At 59.5% G+C, this 21,131-nt stretch carries 19 protein-coding genes and 2 tRNA genes; 13 read left to right on the forward strand and 8 right to left on the reverse strand.

Annotation, left to right across the window (positions count from 1 at the left end; translation table 11 throughout):
• The first annotated feature begins 12 nt into the window (after nt 1-12).
• Nucleotides 13-1,275 carry a lactonase family protein gene (locus ED655_RS06695; RefSeq protein WP_023977441.1) on the forward strand — a complete coding sequence of 421 codons (1,263 nt, stop codon included), beginning with the start codon at nt 13-15 and terminating at the stop codon, nt 1,273-1,275.
• A gap of 257 nt (nt 1,276-1,532) precedes the next feature.
• On the opposite strand, the gene ubiG is transcribed toward ED655_RS06695, so the two are convergent.
• A complete protein-coding gene (ubiG, locus tag ED655_RS06700; protein WP_122049483.1) occupies nt 1,533-2,282 on the reverse strand; it encodes a bifunctional 2-polyprenyl-6-hydroxyphenol methylase/3-demethylubiquinol 3-O-methyltransferase UbiG in 750 nt (249 codons plus the stop codon).
• A gap of 157 nt (nt 2,283-2,439) precedes the next feature.
• On the opposite strand from ubiG, the gene ED655_RS06705 reads away from it, so the two are divergent.
• From ED655_RS06705 to prfA, 6 genes are all read left to right on the forward strand, one after another.
• The gene (locus ED655_RS06705) at nt 2,440-3,687 is read left to right on the forward strand and encodes an aspartate kinase (RefSeq protein ID WP_122049484.1); all 1,248 of its coding nucleotides are present in this window, start codon (nt 2,440-2,442) and stop codon (nt 3,685-3,687) included.
• Nucleotides 3,688-3,689: 2 nt separating this feature from the next.
• Nucleotides 3,690-4,772: an NAD(P)H-dependent flavin oxidoreductase gene (locus ED655_RS06710; protein WP_408735654.1), complete on the forward strand. Its 1,083-nt coding sequence runs from the start codon at nt 3,690-3,692 to the stop codon at nt 4,770-4,772.
• A gap of 2 nt (nt 4,773-4,774) precedes the next feature.
• On the forward strand, nt 4,775-6,157 hold the full coding sequence (locus ED655_RS06715; RefSeq protein WP_122049486.1) for a helix-turn-helix domain-containing protein: 1,383 nt from the start codon (nt 4,775-4,777) through the stop codon (nt 6,155-6,157).
• 264 nt (nt 6,158-6,421) lie between these two features.
• Nucleotides 6,422-7,576: a flavodoxin-dependent (E)-4-hydroxy-3-methylbut-2-enyl-diphosphate synthase gene (ispG, locus tag ED655_RS06720; RefSeq protein ID WP_023977436.1), complete on the forward strand. Its 1,155-nt coding sequence runs from the start codon at nt 6,422-6,424 to the stop codon at nt 7,574-7,576.
• A gap of 4 nt (nt 7,577-7,580) precedes the next feature.
• Nucleotides 7,581-8,825 carry a histidine--tRNA ligase gene (gene hisS / locus ED655_RS06725; RefSeq protein ID WP_122049487.1) on the forward strand — a complete coding sequence of 415 codons (1,245 nt, stop codon included), beginning with the start codon at nt 7,581-7,583 and terminating at the stop codon, nt 8,823-8,825.
• Nucleotides 8,826-8,827: 2 nt separating this feature from the next.
• Nucleotides 8,828-9,892, forward strand: coding sequence for a peptide chain release factor 1 (gene prfA / locus ED655_RS06730; protein ID WP_023977434.1), 1,065 nt, complete (start codon nt 8,828-8,830; stop codon nt 9,890-9,892).
• Between the two features lie 28 nt (nt 9,893-9,920).
• On the opposite strand, the gene ED655_RS06735 is transcribed toward prfA, so the two are convergent.
• Entirely contained in the window at nt 9,921-10,349 is a 429-nt protein-coding gene (locus ED655_RS06735; RefSeq protein ID WP_240993539.1) for a hypothetical protein, read from the reverse strand.
• Between the two features lie 44 nt (nt 10,350-10,393).
• Here ED655_RS06735 and prmC point away from each other — a divergent pair, with 44 nt between their 5' ends.
• Entirely contained in the window at nt 10,394-11,248 is an 855-nt protein-coding gene (gene prmC, locus ED655_RS06740; protein ID WP_162993418.1) for a peptide chain release factor N(5)-glutamine methyltransferase, read from the forward strand.
• A 285-nt stretch (nt 11,249-11,533) separates the two neighbouring features.
• On the forward strand, nt 11,534-11,935 hold the full coding sequence (locus ED655_RS06745) for a DUF4167 domain-containing protein (protein WP_240993540.1): 402 nt from the start codon (nt 11,534-11,536) through the stop codon (nt 11,933-11,935).
• A gap of 16 nt (nt 11,936-11,951) precedes the next feature.
• Here ED655_RS06745 and ED655_RS06750 read toward each other — a convergent pair whose 3' ends face one another.
• Nucleotides 11,952-12,824, reverse strand: a complete 873-nt coding sequence (locus ED655_RS06750; protein WP_122049489.1) for a glycosyltransferase family 2 protein — start codon at nt 12,822-12,824, stop codon at nt 11,952-11,954.
• 47 nt (nt 12,825-12,871) lie between these two features.
• A tRNA-Met gene (locus ED655_RS06755) sits at nt 12,872-12,946 on the reverse strand.
• Nucleotides 12,947-13,135: 189 nt separating this feature from the next.
• Between ED655_RS06755 and ED655_RS06760 the strand changes: the two genes are divergently transcribed.
• Nucleotides 13,136-14,347, forward strand: coding sequence for a mechanosensitive ion channel family protein (locus tag ED655_RS06760; protein ID WP_023977429.1), 1,212 nt, complete (start codon nt 13,136-13,138; stop codon nt 14,345-14,347).
• Between the two features lie 217 nt (nt 14,348-14,564).
• The gene (locus ED655_RS06765; protein ID WP_122049490.1) at nt 14,565-14,852 is read left to right on the forward strand and encodes a hypothetical protein; all 288 of its coding nucleotides are present in this window, start codon (nt 14,565-14,567) and stop codon (nt 14,850-14,852) included.
• A gap of 54 nt (nt 14,853-14,906) precedes the next feature.
• Here the strand turns inward: ED655_RS06765 and ED655_RS06770 are convergent, their stop codons facing one another.
• The 3 genes from ED655_RS06770 to ED655_RS06780 all read right to left on the reverse strand — a co-directional run bounded on the left by ED655_RS06770 (nt 14,907) and on the right by ED655_RS06780 (nt 17,931).
• Nucleotides 14,907-15,899, reverse strand: coding sequence for a bifunctional enoyl-CoA hydratase/phosphate acetyltransferase (locus ED655_RS06770; protein ID WP_122049491.1), 993 nt, complete (start codon nt 15,897-15,899; stop codon nt 14,907-14,909).
• Between the two features lie 408 nt (nt 15,900-16,307).
• The gene (locus ED655_RS06775) at nt 16,308-16,538 is read right to left on the reverse strand and encodes a hypothetical protein (RefSeq protein WP_122049492.1); all 231 of its coding nucleotides are present in this window, start codon (nt 16,536-16,538) and stop codon (nt 16,308-16,310) included.
• Between the two features lie 1,318 nt (nt 16,539-17,856).
• Nucleotides 17,857-17,931 (reverse strand) — tRNA-Val (locus tag ED655_RS06780).
• An 85-nt stretch (nt 17,932-18,016) separates the two neighbouring features.
• Here ED655_RS06780 and ED655_RS06785 point away from each other — a divergent pair.
• Complete coding sequence (locus ED655_RS06785; RefSeq protein ID WP_122049493.1) at nt 18,017-18,919, forward strand: N-formylglutamate amidohydrolase; 903 nt, start codon at nt 18,017-18,019, stop codon at nt 18,917-18,919.
• Between the two features lie 140 nt (nt 18,920-19,059).
• Nucleotides 19,060-20,553 carry a malate dehydrogenase (quinone) gene (gene mqo, locus ED655_RS06790; protein WP_122049494.1) on the forward strand — a complete coding sequence of 498 codons (1,494 nt, stop codon included), beginning with the start codon at nt 19,060-19,062 and terminating at the stop codon, nt 20,551-20,553.
• A gap of 53 nt (nt 20,554-20,606) precedes the next feature.
• Here the strand turns inward: mqo and ruvX are convergent, their stop codons facing one another.
• Nucleotides 20,607-21,086, reverse strand: coding sequence for a Holliday junction resolvase RuvX (gene ruvX, locus ED655_RS06795; protein WP_122049495.1), 480 nt, complete (start codon nt 21,084-21,086; stop codon nt 20,607-20,609).
• Nucleotides 21,087-21,131 lie beyond the last annotated feature (45 nt).

Genomic DNA, 21,131 nt, shown 5'->3' on the forward strand with positions numbered 1-21,131 from the left:
TGAGAGCATAACATGAAGACGACGATTTCCCGCCGCAGCTTTGCGTTGGGTACCCTTGGCCTGCTGGGTTGCGGCACGGCCATGGCGCAGGATGCTGCAGATCAGGCCCCGGCTGCGCCGCCACCCCCGCCCAAGGCGGTCTCCAAGACCATCTGTTTTGTCGGGGGGTATACCAAGCATGCACCCCCGGGTGGTGCCGGTAATGGTGAGGGTATTGCCGTTTTCGAAATGGACCGTCAGAGCGGCGTCCTGACGCCTGTCACGACCTTTACCGATATCGCCAGCCCGTCCTTCATCACGCTGTCGCATGACAAGCGCTTTCTGTATGCGCTAAGCGAAATCGACGATTTCAACAAGGATGGCGACGGCTCGGTGACCGCTTTTGCGGTGGATCGCAAGACCGGCTCGCTCAAGAAGCTCAACGCCGTCAGCTCCGGCGGGGCTGTGCCTGCGCATCTGAGTGTGCATCATTCAGGGCGTTATGTTCTCGTAGCCAACTACATGGGGGGCTCTGTGGCTGTGCTGCCCATCCGGCCAGACGGGTCGCTCGGTCCGGCGACGGATGTCGTGCACAATACCGGGCCACGCCAGCCTGAGCGTGCGGCAGACAACCCCCAGGGAAATTTCGCGGTATCCGATCACTCAGGGTCGCATCCGCACATGATCCAGAGCGATCCGAGCGGCAAGTTCGTGATTGCGGATGATGCCGGTCTTGATCGCGTCTATGTCTGGACGCTCAATTTGCAAACAGGCAAGCTGGTCCCGGCCAAGACGCCTTATTACGACATGACGCCAGGCAGCGCGCCACGTCATTTCCAGTTCAATCGCTCCGGCAAGCTCATGTACAATCTGTGTGAGCAGGATTCAAAAATTGTCGTCAGTGCTTTTGACCCGCAGACAGGGGCGATCAACAATCTGCAATCGGTCAGCACCGTCACATCGCATTTCCGTGGCAGCACGCTTGCAGCTGAAATCCTGATTTCGGCTGATGACCGCTTTGTCTATGCCTCGAACCGTCTGGGTGATTCCCTTGCCGTGTTCAAGGTGGGTGATGATGGCACCCTGACCCTGCAGGATGAGGCCTGGATGCATGCCGATTACGGTCGCGCCATGATGTTTGACCCGTCGGGTAGCTTCCTGTTCTGTGCCAACCAGCGCAGCGATGCCGTGACGTCATTCAGGATCGACAAGGCGAGCGGACAGCTCGGCTTTACCGAAAACTTTACCCCGGTCGGAAGCCCCACCACTTTCGCCTTCATGGATACGGAAGTCTGATCCAAACCGGCGGATGCAGAGTTTCTCTGCCCTCGGACCAGAGAGGGGCCGGGGCGGAGATGAGGGGGCGCTCGCGGGCGAAGCGCCTTTGGCTGCCACAGGGCTGATAAAGCCTCGTTCAGACGCTTGAAAGTTACGGCACCGATGAATTTCGTGCCTTTCTGGCCTGCCGTACCTCCGGCTTGGGTCCGGGGTACGACACGCCCACTCAACAGGGCGAAGAGCCTGACAGCCTATAATCTGTCAGGCCTTTGCTATCAGTCTCGTACGAACATCGTGATATAGTTGATGCTCGTGTCGCGCGTGATGCGCCAGTGCATCGGCCGGTAGCTCATTCCGGCAACATCGATCATGCGCATGCCAACGGCGCGACCCATTTTGTGTAGTTCCTCGGGCTTGATGAATTTCTGCCAGTCATGCGTACCGACAGGCAGCAGGCGGGCAATATATTCGGCACCGATCTTCGCGACAGCCAGCGACAGTAGCGTGCGGTTGAGTGTTGATACCGCAACAAGGCCACCCGGCTTGGTCAGCGAATGGAGCAGCGCTAGGAATTCCTGTGGGTCATTGACATGCTCGATCACCTCCAGTGCAGAGATGGCATCGAAGCTCTGCCCTTCGCGGACAAGCGTCTCAGCACTGCCGTTGCGATAGATCAGAGGGCCAGCATCGTCCGGCAAGGGATGATCTGCCAGATGGGCCTGCGCCGCACGTATGCCTTCGGGCGAGGCGTCGAGGCCCAGAACGTCATGGCCCATACGGGCATAGGCCTCGCTCGCAAGTCCGGCTCCGCAGCCGATATCGAGAAGGGAGAGCCTGCCGCCACGCAATCCTTGCAGGCGTTTGAGATGCGCATTGACCCATTCGGTACGCATGGGGTTCATGTCGTGCAGGGGCTTCATGGGCCCCTTCGGGTCCCACCAGGTCGCGGCAAGCTGGTCGAAATGGGCGATCTCGCGATCTGAGACGGAAGAGGCTGCGTGATCCGGCATGTTGTTTCCAGGCATACAGAAATGGGTCCGTTGTTCCAGAGTATCTGGACGGCGCGATCTGGACTTAGTATGTGACCCGCCTTTCCTTGCGCAACATCGCAGGCTGGAAAATCCGTTCCCGGCACGCTGTGATTGAACGCTTTCTGCTACGTACGGAGCCAGGTGCACAATTATGACGTCTTCAGACCAGTGCCCAACCCGGATCGTCATGAAGTTCGGCGGAACCTCAGTGGCCGATCTCGATCGTATTCGCGCGGTGGCCGAGCGTGTGCGTAAGGAACGGGGAAAAGGCCATCAGGTTGCCGTCGTGGTTTCGGCCATGGCTGGCGTGACCAATCAGATGGTCGGGTATGTCAGTGCGCTCGATCCCATGGCCGACGCACGCGAATATGATGCTGTGGTGGCCAGTGGCGAGCAGGTCACGAGCGGGCTGACAGCCATCGCGCTACAGGCGCTCGGTGTGCCAGCACGGTCGTGGCAGGGCTGGCAGATTCCGTTCCGTACTGACGATGCCCACGGCAAGGCGCGTATTGGCGATGTTGAAGGCGCTGCGCTGATTGCCTGCATGGAGCAGGGCGAAGTGCCGGTCATTGCCGGGTTCCAGGGCGTCGCGCCGGGAGAGCGGATCAGCACGCTGGGTCGTGGTGGCTCTGACACCTCGGCGGTGGCTGTGGCGGCTGCCATCAAGGCCGATCGCTGTGATATCTATACCGATGTCGATGGTATCTACACCACCGACCCGCGTATCGTGAAAAAGGCCAAGAAGCTGGATCGCATCACCTTTGAGGAGATGCTTGAGCTCGCTTCGGTAGGGGCCAAGGTACTCCAGACCCGCTCTGTCGGGCTGGCTATGAAAGAAAAAGTGCGCGTGCGCGTGTTGTCGAGTTTTGAACCCGAAACAGAGCTTTCGGGATCGCTGGTGGTGGATGAGGACGAGATGATGGAAAAGGAACTGGTCACGGGGATCGCCTATTCTCTGGACGAGGCAAAGATCTCGGTGAGCCGAATCCCGGACCGTCCGGGTATCGCCGCTGCCATTTTCAGCCCGCTGACCGCGGCGCGGGTGAATGTGGACATGATCGTGCAGAGCGTCGGCTCTGACGGCTCGACCAACATGACCTTCACCGTGCCCAAGGGTGATCAGGCGCGCGCGCTCGCCGCACTTGAGGCCGCACGGGCCGACATCCAGTATGGCGAGATCCATACAGCCAATGACGTGGTCAAGATCAGCGTTGTGGGCATCGGCATGCGCTCACATTCGGGTATGGCCAGCACGATGTTCCAGACCCTCGCGGATCGCGGGATCAACGTGCAGGTCATCTCCACCAGCGAAATCAAGATCTCTGTGCTGATTGACGCCGAATATATGGAACTCGCCATGCGCGCACTGCACACGGCCTATGGTCTGGACGGGGAATGAGCATGACCGACACCAGCATCGATCCAGTCCGCCAGAAGGCTCGCGCCACGCTTGACCGGCTTTGGGCCCCGGGTTGCCAGTTCCTCGGCACGCCAACCGCCATTCTGGGCGGTGCGATGTCCTGGGTGAGTGAGCGCAATCTCGTTTCGGCTATTTCCAATGCTGGCGGGTTTGGCGTGATTGCCTGCGGGGCCATGACGCCCGACCGTCTGGCCGAGGAAATTGCGGCCACGCAGGCTCTGACAGACAAGCCGTTTGGTGTGAACCTCATCACGATGCACCCCGAGCTCGATAAGCTGGTCGATGTCTGCATCGCAGCGAAGGTCGGTCATGTCGTGCTGGCTGGTGGCGTACCGAGCGGGGCCACCATCAAGCAGGTGCGGGATGGTGGTGCACGGGCAATCGGTTTTGCGCCGGCTCTGGCGCTGGGTAAGCGTTTGGTCAAGCAGGGGATCGAGGCGCTGGTCATTGAGGGTTCAGAGGCGGGCGGTCATGTCGGGCCGGTGTCCCTGAATGTTCTGGCTCAGGAGATCCTACCCCATATCCAAGACGTGCCTGTTTTCGTCGCAGGTGGCCTGGCGCGCGGGGATGCCGTTCTGGGTTATCTGGAGCAAGGCGCATCCGGTGCGCAGCTGGGCACGCTTTTTGCCGCCAGCAGCGAGAGCATCGCGCATGAGGCCTTCAAGAAAGCCTTTGTGCGAGCGGCGGCACGTGATGCCGTAACATCCAACCAGATTGACGAACGCTTCCCGGTCATTCCGGTGCGCGGGCTGAATAATGCTGGCACGCGCCGTTTCATGGCCCATCAGGCGGCGACGCTGAGCCGCTTCACCTCGGGCGAACTGACCAAGGAAGAAGCCCAGCTCGAAATCGAGCATTTCTGGGCTGGCGCACTGCGCCGCGCCGTGATCGAGGGGGATGTGGAGGAAGGCTCGGTGATGGCCGGTCAGTCCGTTGGCATGGTCAAGGCCATTCGCCCGGTTGCCGAGATCCTGCATGATCTGGTTGAGCAGGCGGTCGACGCGCTGGTTGCAAGAGACGCCCGTACAGGGCATCCTGCACCCTCAGAGTTTGCAGTCGGGTAATCATGCCAGATAAGACCACAGACCGTATTCCCGGATGGCAGGGTAGCGCGGGTGAGGGTGCACGCGGCGTCGGGCTCGATCTGCGTGCCCGCCGTGAGGAACTCGGATGGGCTCTGCCTGACGTAGCCGGGTGGTTGCGTATCCGCGAGAGTTATCTGCTGGCCCTTGAGGAAGGGAACATGGCGGTATTCCCGGGCAGCGCCTACGCCCTGGGCTTTCTGCGGACCTACGCCCAGGCCGTGGGCATGGACCCCGATCAGGCCGTCGCACGGTTTCGCCACGACACCCGCGGTGCCTTCGACCGCAAGACCGAACTGAGTTTCCCCGAGCCAGTCTCGGAGCGCGGGGTGCCTGTGGGTCTCTGGGTGGGGGCAGGGCTGGCCGTTCTGGTCGGCACCTATATCGGCTATTATCATTTCTTTGGTTCGGAGCCCGCGCCGGCGCACCAGATGCCACCTGTGGCAGAGATCATGCCCGGTGTGACGCAGCATGGTACGACGTCGCCGCAGATCGCAGCGGTCATGCCAGAGCAGGGGCTTGCGCCATCACCCCAGACTTCGTCATCCCAGGTGACAGGCGCTGCGCCAACAGCATCTTCAGCCGCGACGTCGCAACCGCCCGTCGGTACTGGTGTACAGCAGGGGGTAAACGGCCAGACCCCTGTTGCCAACGTGACCATGACCGGTCAAGTGCCGTCCGCCTCGGGCGCCGAGACGCAGCCCGCTTCGACTGCTCCCGCTCCCATGCCGGGCCAGATCGGCTCTGGGTCGAACGCAAGCCCCCAGACCGCACCTGATCAAGGCACGACAGGGCATGGTAACCCGACGCAGAACGCTGCATCGACCGCAGTTCCTCTGCCAGGCGGTGCAACGGCGCCGAGTTCCGTCGTGGCTGCCAACATGATCGGGCTTCATGCCGCTGCGGACGCCTGGGTGTCGATACGTGACAGGAATGGTGCGACCGTTTTCAGCCGGGTTCTCAAATCCGGTGAAACCTGGCAGGGCCCTGCCGATGCCGGACCTTATCACATGACACTCGGCAATGCGGGTGGCCTTACGCTTTCGGCTGGTGATGTCACAACGTCGGCCCTTGGGCGTGTTGGGGCGGTGCGGCGTAATCTTGTCGTGACCGCCGATGCGATCCGTAATGGGCAGCTCGGGCAGGATAGCAGTGGCACTGCCGCGAGCGCTGCGCCTGTGGCCCCGGTAACGCACATTGATGCCAACGATGCCGGCAGTGCTCCGGCAGACTTGAAAAACACTGTCGCGACCCCAAAGGTTACGGCACCGGTGCATCGCGCGAGCCCGCCCGCCAGCACGTCGCATGAGTCGGAAACTGACCGCCTCAACGCACGACAACTGGAACAGACGGCGCAGCCGCGTTAAAGCACCACCACCAATGCCTGTCGGGCGTGGGGTTCGCCTCTTTCCCGACGCGCATTGCTGCAGAAGACTATGGACGACTAACGAGGCCTGACGCCGCAAAAGGCGGATGGTGCTCACAGGAGACGGGCAGAAGCCGATGCCTCAGGGCGTCTTGTTCTGGCCAACATGACACAGACACGGGGCTGCGCTCTGGAACAGGGTTCCGGCGAAGCCCCCGGTTGACGCCGCCCAATGGGGTCCATCAACCGATACGGAGACGAGATTATGAGCGGATATCGCCCTTACCAGTATATCGAACGTCGCAAGTCCCGTCAGATTCATGTTGGCAAGGTCGCTGTCGGCGGTGATGCGCCGATATCGGTCCAGACAATGACCAACACGCTCACATCGGACGCCAAGGCGACGATCGAGCAGATCCGTCTGTCGGAAATTGCCGGCGTGGACATTGTTCGTGTGTCGTGCCCCGATGAGGAGAGCACCGCCGCTCTGGCCGAGATCGTGCGTGAGGTGAACGTGCCGATCGTGGCAGATATTCACTTCCATTATAAGCGTGCGATTGAAGCAGCCAAGGCGGGCGCGGCCTGCCTGCGTATCAATCCGGGTAATATCGGTAGCGCAGAGCGTGTGCGTGAAGTCGTGAACGCCGCACGCGACTATGGCTGTTCCATCCGTATCGGCGTCAATGCCGGGTCGCTTGAGAAGCACCTTCTCGAGAAATACGGTGAGCCCAACCCCGACGCACTGGTCGAGAGCGCGCTCGAGCATGCCAAGATCCTTCAGGATCATGACTTTCATGAGTTCAAGATCAGCGTGAAGGCGTCTGATGTGTTCATGGCGGTTGCTGCCTATCAGCAGCTTGCCGAAGTCTGCGATCACCCGCTGCATATCGGCATCACGGAAGCCGGATCGAAGCGCGCTGGTACCGTGAAATCTTCCATCGGTCTAGGCAATCTGCTCTGGGCGGGCGTGGGTGACACGATGCGCGTCTCGCTTTCTGCGCCTCCGGAAGAAGAAGTGCTTGTTGGCTGGGATATTCTCAAGTCGCTCGGCCTGCGTCATCGTGGTGTGAAAATCATTTCCTGCCCGTCCTGTGCGCGTCAGGGTTTCAACGTGGTCGAGACGGTGCAGACCCTCGAAGACCGCTTGCAGCACATCAAGACGCCTCTGACGCTCTCCATCATTGGCTGTGTCGTGAACGGTCCCGGTGAGGCGCTGATGACCGATCTGGGCGTGACCGGTGGTGGCGCTGGCCGTCACATGGTCTATTCGGCGGGCAAGCAGGATCATCGCCTGAACGAGGGTCAGGACATGATCGAGCATATCGTCGACCTCGTGGAAGAACGCGTGGCCAAGATCGAAGCTGAAAAGGCCGCGCAGGAAGAGGCCGAAAAGGCCGAGGCCGCGCTGGCGGGCGCCTGAGATCATGAGCCAGTTGCAGCCGGTTCGCGGCACGCATGACCTGATTGGTGATACCGCGCGCCGCCACGCCCATGTGGTGGATACGGCGCGTGAGATCACGCGTCGCTATGGCTACGAAGAGTGGTCGACGCCGATATTCGAGGATACGCGCGTGTTTTCCCGCACGCTTGGCGATACCTCGGATGTCGTCACCAAGGAAATGTATACTTTTGAGGATCGCGGCGGCGACAGCCTGACCCTGCGCCCTGAAGGAACAGCGGCAATCTGCCGTGCCTTCGTGACCAATGGTCTGACGCAGGCCCTGCCGCAGCGCGTCTTTTATAACGGGCCGATGTTTCGCTATGAGCGCCCGCAGAAGGGGCGCTTCCGCCAGTTCCATCAGATAGGGGCCGAGCTTCTCGGCGCCACTGATCCGCTGATGGATGCCGAAACCATCGCTATGGCGCACGCCATACTCAAGGCGCTGGGTCTGGGCGATGCCGTGACGCTTGAAATCAATACGCTGGGTGATCTCAATAGCCGACAGGCCTGGCGTGAAGCCCTTGTGGCCTATTTCAAGGCTCATGAGAGCGCGCTTTCGGATGAGAGCCGCGCCCGCCTTGAAGCCAACCCGCTGCGTATTCTCGACAGCAAATCAGCGCAGGATCGGGCGCTTCTTGAAAATGCCCCGAAATTCGGCACCTATCTGAACGAGGCATCGCGGGTTTTCTGGGACGATCTGCGTCGCAAGCTCGATCTGTTTGGCGTCGGTTTTGTCGAGAACCCGCATATTGTGCGCGGACTCGATTATTACAGCCATACGGCGTTCGAGTTCGTCACCGATCGTCTGGGCGCGCAGGGCACTGTTCTGGCCGGCGGGCGCTATGAGGGGCTGGTCGCGCAGATGGGTGGTCCTGCCACGCCCGCTATCGGCTGGGCAGGCGGAATCGAACGTCTGGCGCTGCTGATCGAGGACGCCCCCGTACATCCGCGTCCTGTCGCGGTGCTCCCCACCGGTGAGGCGACGCTTGCTGCCGCCATCACAGCCGCGCAAACTCTCCGCAATGCCGGTTTTGCTGCCGAGATCGAGACCCGTTCCTCGCTGAAAAAGCGCATGGAGCGTGTGGTCAAGTCTGGCGCGGCCCATATGGTATTGGTGGGTGAGGACGAGCTAGCACGTGGTGCCGTGACCGTGCGCGATCTGGGCAAGCGTGAACAGACCGAGATTGCGCTGGACGCCCTCGCGGATCATTTCCTGAAAGCACAGTAATCGTGGCACTGGATGACAGGCTGGAGCGTATTGTCGCCCGGTCGGATGAACTACAGGCCCTCATGTCGAGTGGCGAGATACAGGGTGAGGAATTCGTGCGGGCCTCGCGTGAGTTTGCCGAGCTCGAGCCCGTCGTGTCATCCATCCTTGCCTATCGTCGTGCGGAAAGCGCCCATAAGGACGCTCAGGCCATGCTGGACGACCCCGAGATGCGTGAACTTGCGCAAGGCGAGATCATGGAGATCGAGGGGCAACTGGAGGGGCTGCACCAGCAGGTACGGCTTGCGCTGCTGCCGCGTGACGAGGCCGATGAACGCAGTGCCATTCTCGAAATACGCCCGGCGGCGGGTGGAGACGAGGCGGCGCTTTTCGCGGCCGAGCTTTTCGGAGCCTATAAACGGTTTTCGGATCTGCATGGCTGGCGCTTTGAGGTCATGGAGTATGACGAGAGCGACCTGTCAGGGCTGCGTGAAGGCGTCGCCACCATCTCGGGGCGATCGGTATTTGCCCGCCTGAAATACGAGTCCGGCGTGCATCGTGTGCAGCGTGTTCCGGCTACGGAAAGTCAGGGCCGTATTCATACTTCTACCGTGACTGTGGCGATCATGCCCGAGGCGGAAGAGGTTGACGTGGCCATTGATGAAGGTGATCTGCGTATCGATGTCTATCGAGCTTCAGGTGCCGGTGGACAGCACGTCAACAAGACCGAGAGCGCGGTGCGTATCACCCACATGCCCAGCGGTATTGTGGTGGCCATGCAGGAAGAGAAGAGCCAGCACAAAAACAAGGCCAAGGCCATGAAGATCCTGCGGGCACGCCTATACGAAATGCAGCGCGCCCAGGCGCATGCCAGCCGTGCGGCCGATCGCAAATCCCAGGTTGGCACCGGCGATCGCTCGGAGCGCATTCGGACCTATAATTTTCCCCAGGGACGGGTGACGGATCATCGCATCAACCTGACCCTGCACAAGATAGATCGGGTCATGCTGGGCGAGTTTGACGAAATTGTTGATGCGCTGACGCAGGAGGAGCAGACGGCCCTTCTGGCGGCGGAAGGGCTCAACTGACGCGAAAAGAAAGGCGCTGGTTGCAGCCTCAGCTTACAGGCGAAGCGCAGATATCGGCATGACCGGGGTGATGCTTGGCAATCTCGGGATCATTCGGCTCTCGCAAGAAAAAATCAGTGAAGTTTTCATCGCCCAGGGCAAGCAGGTGATGCCCCTCGGGGTGATGAAGCGTCCCCTGACTACTGACCTGATGGGTTTCCGATCGGCCTTCGGCATTGATGACCGTGATCTGGCCGCAAAGCGCATAGTCGTGATTGACGCGGCCCAGAGGGATTTCGATTTTCTTTGTCAGGCTGGGCGTCTTGTCATCGAGGCGGAAGGTCGCGGCGAGTGACCCGTCGATATAGAGGCGTGAAACTTCAGACACCTCTATGGGCGCGCGGTCATCGGTAACAGTGAAGCTCTCGGCCAGTGCGATGGTTGGGCTAAGCATGACGAAGACGGTCAGCAGGGGCATGATCTTTTTCATCCCCGTATCATAAGCTGTTTCAGGAGTAGGCAGTGAGCGGTAATCCATCCCCTCTCAAACAAGTTCTCGATGAGACCGCCAGGCGGCTGGACAGCGCCGGGATCGAGTCGGCACGGATGGAGGCGCGTCGGCTCGTATGCTGGGCGCTTGGCTGTGACGCCTCTGCGCTCCTGACACGAGACCTCGTGCCGCCATCCGCTATGGCCAGACTAGAATCGGGCGTCATGCGCCGTTGCGCACGGGTGCCGATGGCGCTGATCGAGGGAGAGACCGGGTTCTGGAACCTGACGCTGGAGGTGTCGTCCCACACGCTCATCCCGCGCGGTGACAGCGAGACGTTGATCGAGGCCTTGCTCGATCTGAGACCCGACCGGGACAAGCCGCAGCACTTGCTGGACCTAGGCACAGGTACCGGATGTCTGCTTCTGGCGGCACTGAGTGAATACACAGCCTCTTTTGGCGTCGGGGTGGATTTGTCGCCCGATGCTGCCGCCCTGGCACAGCGCAACGCCAGCAGGAACGGGTTGGTGCAACGCAGCGCCTTTCTGGCTGGCAGCTGGACCGATGCACTGACGGGCCGTTTCGATATCATCCTCAGCAATCCGCCTTATATTCCGGCGGCTGATATTGCCGGATTGATGCCAGAAGTGCGTGATCATGAACCTGTGCGCGCTTTGGTGGGGGGCGATGATGGGCTGGAGGCGTATCGGGCGATCATGCTTCAGATGTCGCGTCATCTTGCACCGGGTGGGTTGCTCGTTCTGGAAATCGGGCAAGGGCAGGAGGATGACGTTACGGCGCTTGGGGCAGAGCAGGGCCTGTCGCTGCGTGAGGCGAGACGAGACCTCGGCGGGATCATTCGTGCCCTTTGCTTCGAGCATGTCTGATTACTCTAGCGGCCTTGCAGGAAAAACCATTGGCAGTGCGCTCCAAACTTGCTAACTTGCGTTGATCGGTCTGTTAAGCTCACCGGTGTATTCATCGGCAGAACATACCGTTTTCCGCGATTTCGCAATGATCCTTGTGATCAGGCTGTGCGGAGTAGGGGCCTGATCCTGTAATCCGGCCTGCAAGAGACAAACCAAGGGTCATTCATTCCCTGCAATCGCGCCGTATCCGAGCTCTGCCGGGTCGGGATTGCGAATACGAAAGTGCTACGCGGACCCATGAATATGAAACGTATGAGAAGCCGTCACCACCGTCCGAGCGGTGGCGGGTCGCGTCATTCAAATGGCCAGACGCCCCTGAACCGTAACCACGTGTTCGACAGCAATGGCCCCGATATGCGTGTGCGCGGTACGGCCCAGCAGCTTTTCGAGAAGTATCTTCAGCTTGGCCGCGATGCGACGGGCACGGGTGACCGTATTCTCGCAGAAGCCTATTTCCAGCATGCCGAGCATTATTTCCGTATTCTCAACGCCATGACCCAGGCAGCGCAGCAAAGTCAGATGGAACGCCAGGAGCGTCACCAGCAGCGCGCCCGCGCCCAGCAGGATCATGACGACCGTCGTCAGGGCGATGATTCGGGTGCCGAGGGCGAGAGTGAAGAAGTAGTCGAGGAAACGGCTGAGTAATCCTGGCTCGATCCGTTTAGAACAGGCCCCTGAACCTTTCTGGCAGGGGCCATAAATGATCGCCCGACAGACTCAGGTCTATAGGGTAGGGGTCATTGGCCCGTTCAAACGCCTCGTGGCTGATCCTCTCCTGCCATGCACGCAAGGCGGCATCATTGCTATCGAGTGTCGCCGCTTCTTCTGTCAGGCCCGCCATGGAGGCCAGCATTGCCTTCCAGGCGTCATCTTCCATACGTTGATGGCTCCCCGCATCATCGCTGCACCACGGTTGGGCGCGGGTTCGACGCAGTCGGTCCAGCCCGGCATCCAGATCACTATAGCGCAGATGAAACAGCATCAGGGCCGGATCGGGCTTGGGGAGGGTTTCTTTTACGCTGTGAAAGCCCGCAGACCATGTCACGGGGGATCTGATCAGACAAGGTTTGCACATCGCAGCTGAGAAGCGCAGCAGACGGCGTTGCGCCGAGATGGGGCGCGTAAAGTCGGCCGCAGGCTCACTCTCGGCCTTGTGCAGGACATCGAACCCCGTTGCGGTCAGACATGGGGCCTGACGGGCTTCTGACAGGTCCATAAGAGAGCCGAAACAAGCGGGATCTGCTACGATTATCTCGTCGACATCGCAATACAGAACCGCATCATACCATTCGAGCAGCCCGGCGCAGATAGCGCTGATGGCGCGCGCACGTCTGGCATCATCCTGCGCAGAACGCGGGATTTGCAGGCGATTGGCACCTATCGAGGTTGTAGAGCCATCATCCGACCCATGATCGATCACGTAGCAGCACTGCGGGCCAACCATAGTGCCATAATGGCGCAGCCAGACCGGCAGAAAAACCGGCTCGTTATAAACCATCGTAACCGCTGCGAGTGGCGCTTTCATAAGCGTCATTTAGGCAGGAAGCTGATGGAAGTCCATGTTGGGAATCACCGGTCGGATGGTAGCGGCGGACGGATTTGAACCGCCGACCAAGGGATTATGATTCCCCTGCTCTACCGCTGAGCTACGCCGCCATCGCGACCGGTGGGCGTGGAATTAAAAGGGTTGGGCGGATGTGTCAACACTCTGCCGGGAGGTTTTTGCGCCGATCGTGTTTTTACCCGATGGGCAGTCTGTGGCATGGTGCATCGACGGGTTGCCCCACGGTGCCGGGGCGGCTGGCTCGGCGCTCCTCATCCCTCTCAAGGATCTGGATATCCACTTTGAAGCAGCAGTTTCTAAGCTCTCTTTTCGCCCTGCGCGCTTATTTCGACTGGCTGCCTGCACAGCTTGTCTCCATTCTCATGCTTGTCGTGCTGGCTACCGTGGCGTTTTATGCCAGCAAGCTCGTCTCGGTCATCATTCTGCGTATCTTTGGCCACCGTGAAGAGGCGGTACTCCGTAAGATCATTCTGGCCATGCGTCGCCCGGTGCGCGTGATGGTTGTGCTGGCGGTTCTGCTCTCGGCTCTGCCTGCGGCCTCGGGATTCACCTGGGAGACGACACAGCTTCTGCAAAAGCTGCTTCTCTTTATTGGCATCCTGATGGTGGGTTATGCGGCCATCGTTGCCTTCCGCATCATGACCGAGGCCTATCTTCAGAAAATCACGGCGCGGGATCATGTCGATGACATCATGATCCGTACCCACCAGACGCAGATCAGGGTCCTGCGGCGCCTGACCGAAATTCTGGTGGGTATTGTAACGGTCGCCACAGCACTGATGACTTTCGATTCGGTCCGTCAGTATGGCGTCTCTCTGTTTGCCTCGGCCGGTGCAGCATCGCTGATCGTCGGCCTGTCAGCGCGTGGCCTTCTGACGAATCTTCTTGCCGGTGTGCAGATTGCCATCACCCAGCCCATTCGAATGGAAGATCTGATTATCATCAATGGCGACTGGGCATGGGTGGAGGAAATTACCTCGACCTATGTCGTGCTGCGTGTATGGGACTGGCGGCGACATATCGTGCCCATCTCCTATTTTCTCGAGAACCGCTTCGAGAACTGGACCCACAACTCTGCTGCCATCATCGGTGTGGTTTTTCTCTATGTAGATTACGAAGCGCCCATCGAGACAATCAGGGGCTTCCTGGCCGAGATCATCAAGACGTGTCCGCTGTGGGACGGGAAGGTGTTCGATTGTCAGGTCGCGGATTGCGATGCGCAGACATTGAAGATTCGTATCATCGCCAGTGCACGCAATGCGCTGCAGAGCTGGGATCTGCGTTGCGATATCCGCGAAAAGATCATTCTGCGCATGAGAGCGGAGTGCCCCGAGGCGCTGCCTCGCTCGCGCTTTGCGATGGTGCCGCCGCGTCCGGGTGAGGAGGCCTGGCCCAGCGCCGATGCCATATCGCCACCCATCGACCGCCCACCACCGGGCTCATATATGGGGCCTGGCAGCGTCACGCCCCGGGGAGGCGCAGACCTGTCATGAAAAGGCCCTGTAGCCACGCTTTAACGCTCTGCCAGTAATACTCGAAAATCGTCATTGAACTCACTCCTCGATGCTGCACACATACGTCGAACACGGCAGGGTTGTGGCAAATGTTTCACGTAACTGTCATGTTTTTGTGAGGGAAACGTTACCGTCCCGCAAAAAGTGACGTTGAGACCGGATTTCGCCCGGTCCACAAGGCAAGGACACCAGCAGATTGACTACTTATATCGTCGCCTATGAGCGTTTGCCGGGTCAGGATTACGCAGCGCTTGAACAGAAGCTGGCGAGCTTCAGCGAGGGATTTCACGAAATCGATAATTTCTGGCTTATCGCCTCAAACCTGATCATCGCCGATCTGCGCGATGTGCTGGCAAAGCTGTTGCCTAAGGGGAGCAAATTGATGGTCATGAAATACGTGCCCCATAACAGCATGGAAATGGGTGCCGCCGCTTGGCACGGGTTCAGCCTGCCGCAGGAAAACTGGCTGGCTCACAAGCTATGAAGAATGCCCCCGGCCCTGCGTTAGGAGCCGGGGGAGGATCTTATAGGAGCCGTTCTATTTCTCGCGGGCTGCGTCCAGATAGCGAGCGTAAAGGGCACCGATGGCGGCGGAGGCCAGGCGGGCAGTGGCATCGTCTGCCCGGCTTGTCAGCAGAACCGGCACCTTGGCTCCCATTACAATGCCCGAAGTCGCTGACTTGCCCAGAAAAGCGAGACTTTTCACGAGGATGTTTCCTGACTCCAGGTCGGGCGCGATGAGAACTTGCGCACGCCCGGCCACATCGGAGGTAACCCCCTTTATCCTGGCCGAATCGTTGCTCACAGCAACATCCATGGCCAGTGGGCCATCGAGGACTCCACCTGTTATCTCCTTGCGGTCAGCCATCTTGCACAGAGTTGCGGCATCCAATGTGCCTTGGATCTTGGTGTTGATGGTCTCGACGGCAGAGAGCAGCGCCACGCGCGGTATACCCAGGCCAAGCGCATGGTGCAGATCAATGGCGTTCTGAACGATATCACGCTTGGTCACCAGATCCGGCGCAATGTTGATCGCAGCATCGGATACGAGCAGAAGTTCAGGATAATCAGGCACGTTGATACAGAATACGTGGCTCATGCGTCGCTTCGTACGCAGCCCGCTCTCCTGCTTGATCACGCCCGCCATGAAGGTATCAGTGTGAAGACTGCCTTTTGTCAGCCCCTGTGCTTCGCCTGCGTGAACGAGGGCTATGGCTCTCTTCACGGCGCTTTCGGGGTCATCGGCCTGTTCGATGTGCATCCCTGAAATCTCGAGCCCCGCTGCCTGTGCCGTTCGCTCGATCTCAACACGGTCGCCAACCAGGAGTGGTATGATGATCCCATGACGTGCGGCCTCGACCGCTCCTCCAAGCGCATGGGCGCTGCATGGCCAGACGACAGCATAAGGCACGGGACCGAGTTCTGATGCCTTTGCGACGAGCGCGCGCATCAAGCCGTGGTGATCCGGAAAAACGCTTTCGAGCGGTGTTTTCGTGTTTTTATCTTGATTATAGCGGGCGTAGCTGGACATGGGCCGTTCGAACTCCGTTCTCATTCAAGACCGCCTGCATCACGTGACTGACGCGCCAGAGGGGCGTCATCGCGGAAGTGCGGTGTGGCCTCGTTTGAGTAACGGGGGACAATGCGGGGCATCCATATTAACCATGCCCGGTGATCACCCACGGTCGTCGCGCGAGGCATGGCAAGAATCTAGCGCATCTAACCCGCGCTGGCTCGCGACATAGCGTGAGCGTGACCTCGGAGGGGATCAGGTTTTCTTGAGTACAGGGTTACCGGCTGCATCGACGCATGAGGCTTCAGGAACCCTGCCAGGTCAGATGCGGCTTTTGAGACGGTCGTCAGCATTTCGACACGGTGCAGGAGAGAGCACAGCGTCCATACTGCCATGCGCGCAAGGCTTTCGCCGAGCCAGCAGGGATCAGCCCTGCTTTGTCGAACCGACTGCGCTGCGTGAAGTATCGCCGTTGCGATAGGCACTGAGTCCCATACGCACGAACATCAACAGGATACCCAACGTAAACAGGACCTCACCAAGGAGATCGAGCCCATCAGTCACGGAAGCCAGATTTGGCATACCCAGAATAACGATGAGAGATGACGCAGCCCACGCGACGAGCGCGGCCAGAATGGCGAATGAACTTTTCAACATGGGACCTGCCTTGGGATCGTTATTTTTCTTAACACTGCGGCGCCTTTCGTATTTAACGGATTTTGACGATGGATATGCAAGTCTTTTCGATCGAGTAAAGATTAAATTTTTGCGGCAACGCTTTGCCTGCGCGATATTGCTCTATTTCCGTCTCGATTATTTCTCGTCATATAGCCCTCGATGTTCGGTGCAGCTTTTACTGCGCGTCATCTTGCAAACGATTATGACATCGAAATGTTAACACTAATCTGACGGCTGAGCCGTTGGACAACTGGTCAGGATGAGTGCACCTGCCGCGAAGGCGTAGCGCGTTCCTTGTCTCCCCCAATGAGCTGCCGGCGAACTATGTCTGGTCATTTCCGGAGTAACGGATTCGTAACTGCCTTGTTCAATGCGAAAATTGCCTGCGATGATTAATTAAGGGACATATCTTTGTTAATTTGACGTAAGGATCGGATGTGGGGCCACGTCGCTGCGTAATTTGGGGGGGCGTTAGCGCTACTGCCTGAGGTCTGTCGTCGTGTTATGCGCGTTGGCTGGAAAATATATGATGAACGACTGGCTCGCAGCGGGAACACCCGGGCGATACCTGTCAGCCTCAGCTTTCTTGCTCATTGCGCCGGAGCACAGGAACAGAAATCGGCGCGGCTATCCTCAGAACTACAGGCAATGAACAGCACCAGTGCTGCTGGACACTTCATGTTGCATGTCACGGAATACGCGCGTCGCGCACCTGCTATCTTGCATCGGGGAGAGGCTCTATGGTCTCTCTTCCGGCGGGTCGGCATGATCAGGCCGCATGGCGGTAGTGGGTGGCCGACAACCGGGAAGCCGCTCTGATCACCGGTCGCAACACGAAGGACTGATGCGGGGTTGTCGACCATGTTAGGGGAATGGCAGGTGATCCCATGCCATTCCCCAGCCTTGAGCCGGATCAGATGCGCGATTGATGGAGCGGCAAGCAATACGCGAACCGGACCTCAGTACATTGCGATAAAATTGCTGATAAGGGGTATGATATCTGCGTCGACGCTGTTTGCTGGCCTGATGAGGCCTCGGGCTTCCCGGCATCACCCTGATCTTGCGTGAAATTTCCTCTGTTGAGATCAGGTCATGATCTCCAGTGCAGCCGGGACTGAAGGCGCATTGCCTCGCTCGCCATCGTCAAGGCGCTTTAACCGGGAATGACATATTGGATCTTTTGGCCTCTTTGCAGAGGTCGCGCAGTGATCGAGCGATCTGGGGGCTTGCCTCGAGGAGAGCGCTATCACTCTTCATACGAAAATCGCTAATTTTTCGGGGAATTCGACGGACCGGGTGGTGGGCGCAACAGGGATTGAACCTGTGACCCCTACCATGTCAAGGTAGTGCTCTACCGCTGAGCTATGCGCCCATCCGGTCCGTGAGCGGCGTTTTAGCGGGCGTTGACGGGGCTGGCAAGATGGGTTTTCTAAAAAAATCACCGTAGCGGAAAAAAAATGATCCAGAGCGCGTCGTGGGAGCCAGAGCTCTGTCTTTCCAACAGTTTTTTGCTTCATGATGTGGCCGAACCCGTGGCGCCACTCATTCTGGCGTCGCCCCATTCCGGTCGTGCTTATCCTCAGAGCTTTCTCAGGCAGTCCCGCCTAGATCTTATATCCCTGCGCCGCAGTGAGGATGCGTATGTCGATCTGCTGTTCGAGGCCTCCCCCTCACGGGGGATACCGCTGCTCTGTGCCCAGTTTCCCCGGGCCTATTGCGATGTAAACCGCTACGCTTGGGAGCTCGATCCCGGCATGTTTCGCGAGCGTCTGCCCGAGGGAAGTCTGACAAACACAGCCAAGGTGCGCAGTGGGCTCGGTATGATGGCGCGTATCGCGGGGCCAGGGCGGGGGATCTACCGTTATCAGTTGCCGGTGTCTGAGGCGTCGCAGCGAATCGCGTCGTGCTGGTTGCCCTACCACGAGGCGCTGGAGGGCATGATCGAAAGATGCAAAAGCCGGTTCGGGACCTGCGTCCTGCTGGACCTTCACTCGATGCCGACCATTCCCCACCTCCGTCTGCCGGACATTATTCTGGGCGACCTGCATGGCACGAGTTGTGCACCTGAAATTGTCGAGGGGTTCGCGCATCTGCTGGGTGCGCAGGGGTTTTCGGTTGGCCGGAACCGGCCTTATGCCGGAGGGTACATTACTGAGCGCTATGGCACACCTGATCGGCAGGTCCACGTGATCCAGGTCGAAATCAGCCGTCGGCTCTATCTTGATGAGCCCACAATACGTCCATCCCCGGACTTCGCGTCGCTCAGAACCCGGTTGGAAAATGCACTCTCGGGGATCATAGAGCTTGTCAGCGCGTTCAGGACGTATCGCAAACCATGTGATAATCGTTGTATCGGATGATCAACTCCGGCTGATCCGGCCCCTGGGGGCTCGATTGATGCTATCAAGCTGTGTTTGAAGAGCGTTCGCACTCCTTGCTGGCCTCGCGGGCTCGCCTGGATGCGCCCGATACGTCCTCACAAGACTGGAAGAGCTGCCTCATGTCCCAGACCTGCCAAGAGCGCCCCGATATCGTCCTTATCGGTGCCGGTGTCATGAGCGCGAGCTTCGCAGCCCTCATCCGGTCGCTTGACCCAAGCCTGACGATCAGCGTTTTCGAAGCGCTCGATTCCTGCGCCAAGGAGAGTTCCGAAGCGTGGAATAATGCGGGTACGGGTCATGCTGCCTATTGCGAGCTGAACTACACCACGCGTCGCCCCGATGGCAGCATTGACATGGCCAAGGCGCTGGACGTGAACACGGAGTTCGATCTGTCCCGCCAGCTCTGGACGCATCTGGTTGAGAAAGGCTGGATCACTGATCCGTCGTCGTTCATCCGTCGTTGTCCGCATATGAGCTTTGTGCGCGGTGCGGAGAATGTTGCCTTTCTGCGCGCGCGGTACGAGACCATGGTGCGCCATCACTGCTTCGACACCATGGCCTATAGCGAGGATGCGGCCCAGATAGCGAAGTGGGCGCCGCTGATGATGACGCGCCGCCGTCCCGGCGAGACGCTGGCAGCCACACGCGTCGAACAGGGTACCGATGTCGATTTTGGCACACTGACGCGCACCCTCTTCGATAATTTGCGCAACGAGCCCGGCATCGATGTTCATTACCGCCACAAGGTGACCGCGCTTGACCGCGAGGGCCGCGGGACAGGCAGCAACCCGCGCTGGCGTGTCAGCGTGCAGAATACCGAGACGGGCGAGACGCGCACGGTCTCGGCCGGATTCGTCTTTGTCGGGGCAGGGGGGGCTGCGCTCGAACTGCTCAAGGGTGCCGATCTGCCCGAGGCGCATGGTTATGCGGGCTTCCCGGTAAGCGGGCTGTTCCTGCATGCTGATAATCTCGATCTGTGCCAGCGTCACACGGCCAAGGTTTATGGCAAGGCCGCCGTGGGCTCTCCCCCCATGTCTGTGCCGCATCTGGATACGCGCATCATTGGCGGGCGGCCCTATCTGCTGTTTGGTCCCTATGCCGGGTTCACGACGAAATTCCTCAAATCCGGCCGCTGGACGGATCTGCCGCGCTCGATCACGACTGACAATGCACGCGCCATGTTCGACGTGATGGTCGATAACCGCGACCTCGTGCGGTATCTCATCGGGCAGGTTCTGCAAAAACCCTCTTCGCGCTTCGCAGCACTGCAGGATTTCTACCCGTCAGCCCGACAGCATGACTGGCGCGTCGCCGTGGCTGGGCAGCGTGTACAGATCATCAAGCGCGAGAACGGGCGTGGGACACTGAAATTCGGAACGGAAGTGTTGAGCACGCAGGACCACAGCCTCGCCGCAGTTCTTGGAGCCTCTCCCGGCGCCTCCATTGCGGCTTCCGTGGCCCTGAAGGTGGTCCAGCAGAATTTCGCTTCCCGCCTACCGGAATGGCGCACGCGCCTGGAGGCCATCATACCGAGTTATGGTCTTGATTTGCGCAAGGATGAATCCGCCTGCCGCCGGATACGCGAACAGACGGGACGTGTGCTTGGGATCTGAAGCAAGAATGTGCCCCGGGCGTGCCTTTGTGCAAGGCACGCCTCTGCCCCCAGTCAGTCGAACTCAGGTTGTGGTGACGTAGCATCCAGCCAGGATTGCAGCGTGTAGGCTGCGGCCATTTTATCCACCACTTCCGCCCGGCGTTTGCGTGTCATATCGGCCTCCTGAATAAGGAAGCGATTGACCGCGCTGGAAGAAAGCCGCTCATCCCAGCAGCAGCCCGGCAAATCGAGCCGGGTTGAGAGCTCTGTCATCCAGTCCTGTGCGGAGCGGGCCGCTGGGCCGAACGACCCATCGAGCGAAAGCGGCAGCCCGCATATCAGCCCCCTGATGCCTTCCTTGCGCACAATGCGGCCGATCTCTTCGGCGGTCTCGCCAAATTTGCGGCGCTTCAGGCTCAGATAGGGCGAGGCGAGCATGAGCGTCACATCGCTCAGGGCCAGCCCGATTGTCTTCTGGCCGGGATCGAGCCCGAGTAGCCGGGAGCCGGGGGGGAGGGCATCGCGCAGGGCGTATGGATTGAACAGACTCATGGGAAGGCGTTATGATCTCGCAAAATTCTGGACCGTCGGGATTAT

The sequence above is a fragment of the Asaia bogorensis genome, assembly GCF_900465345.1.
GTDB classification, from domain to species: domain Bacteria; phylum Pseudomonadota; class Alphaproteobacteria; order Acetobacterales; family Acetobacteraceae; genus Asaia; species Asaia bogorensis_A.

What these genes read in the sequence shown, in the direction of transcription:
- ED655_RS06695 (WP_023977441.1), top strand. Translation starts at nt 13, where the DNA reads ATGAAGACGACGATTTCCCGCCGCAGCTTTGCGTTGGGTACCCTTGGC.
- ubiG (WP_122049483.1), bottom strand. Translation starts at nt 2,282, where the DNA reads ATGCCTGGAAACAACATGCCGGATCACGCAGCCTCTTCCGTCTCAGAT.
- ED655_RS06705 (WP_122049484.1), top strand. Translation starts at nt 2,440, where the DNA reads ATGACGTCTTCAGACCAGTGCCCAACCCGGATCGTCATGAAGTTCGGC.
- ED655_RS06710 (WP_408735654.1), top strand. Translation starts at nt 3,690, where the DNA reads ATGACCGACACCAGCATCGATCCAGTCCGCCAGAAGGCTCGCGCCACG.
- ED655_RS06715 (WP_122049486.1), top strand. Translation starts at nt 4,775, where the DNA reads ATGCCAGATAAGACCACAGACCGTATTCCCGGATGGCAGGGTAGCGCG.
- ispG (WP_023977436.1), top strand. Translation starts at nt 6,422, where the DNA reads ATGAGCGGATATCGCCCTTACCAGTATATCGAACGTCGCAAGTCCCGT.
- hisS (WP_122049487.1), top strand. Translation starts at nt 7,581, where the DNA reads ATGAGCCAGTTGCAGCCGGTTCGCGGCACGCATGACCTGATTGGTGAT.
- ED655_RS06735 (WP_240993539.1), bottom strand. Translation starts at nt 10,349, where the DNA reads ATGCCCCTGCTGACCGTCTTCGTCATGCTTAGCCCAACCATCGCACTG.
- ED655_RS06745 (WP_240993540.1), top strand. Translation starts at nt 11,534, where the DNA reads ATGAAACGTATGAGAAGCCGTCACCACCGTCCGAGCGGTGGCGGGTCG.
- ED655_RS06750 (WP_122049489.1), bottom strand. Translation starts at nt 12,824, where the DNA reads ATGACGCTTATGAAAGCGCCACTCGCAGCGGTTACGATGGTTTATAAC.
- ED655_RS06770 (WP_122049491.1), bottom strand. Translation starts at nt 15,899, where the DNA reads ATGTCCAGCTACGCCCGCTATAATCAAGATAAAAACACGAAAACACCG.
- ED655_RS06775 (WP_122049492.1), bottom strand. Translation starts at nt 16,538, where the DNA reads ATGTTGAAAAGTTCATTCGCCATTCTGGCCGCGCTCGTCGCGTGGGCT.
- ED655_RS06785 (WP_122049493.1), top strand. Translation starts at nt 18,017, where the DNA reads ATGATCCAGAGCGCGTCGTGGGAGCCAGAGCTCTGTCTTTCCAACAGT.
- mqo (WP_122049494.1), top strand. Translation starts at nt 19,060, where the DNA reads ATGTCCCAGACCTGCCAAGAGCGCCCCGATATCGTCCTTATCGGTGCC.
- ruvX (WP_122049495.1), bottom strand. Translation starts at nt 21,086, where the DNA reads ATGAGTCTGTTCAATCCATACGCCCTGCGCGATGCCCTCCCCCCCGGC.